Source organism: uncultured Mycobacterium sp. (assembly GCF_964249325.1).
GTDB lineage: Bacteria > Actinomycetota > Actinomycetes > Mycobacteriales > Mycobacteriaceae > Mycobacterium.
Map to the genome: position 1 here is coordinate 1 of NZ_CAXUCH010000066.1, position 490 is coordinate 490.

Sequence of the window (490 nt, forward strand, 5' to 3'; positions counted from 1 at the left end):
CCGATCACACCCGGCTCATCTTTGTCTGCAATCCGAACAATCCGACGTCGACCGTCGTCGATCCCGATGCGTTGGTTCGCTTCATCGAGGCGGTACCCTCCCATGTCCTGATCGCCATCGACGAGGCCTATGTCGAGTACGTCCGCGACGGCATGCTGCCAGACACTCTCGGGCTAGTCCGTGCGCACAGCAATGTCGTTGCGTTGCGGACTTTTTCGAAGGCTTACGGGCTCGCCGGCTTGCGGGTGGGGTACGCGGTGGGCCACCCCGATGTGATCGCCGCCCTGGACAAGGTGTACGTACCGTTCACCGTGACGAACGTCTCACAGGCCGCGGCGATTGCTTCGCTGGAAGCCGCCGACGAGCTGCTGGCCCGCACCGACGCCGTGGTCGCCGAGCGTGCCCGGGTCAGTGCCGGCTTGCGCGATGCCGGGTTCACGCTGCCGCCCTCGCAAGCCAACTTCGTCTGGTTACCGCTCGGTGCGCGCAC

At 65.3% G+C, this 490-nt stretch carries 1 protein-coding gene (cut by a window edge); it reads left to right on the top strand.

What is annotated here, in order from left to right:
* On the top strand, nucleotides 1–490 hold part of the coding region annotated (locus ACFE99_RS10730; protein WP_375485036.1) for an aminotransferase class I/II-fold pyridoxal phosphate-dependent enzyme (this coding region is incomplete at its 5' end). 157 nt of the annotated region lie beyond the right edge of the window; 490 of 647 annotated nt are visible.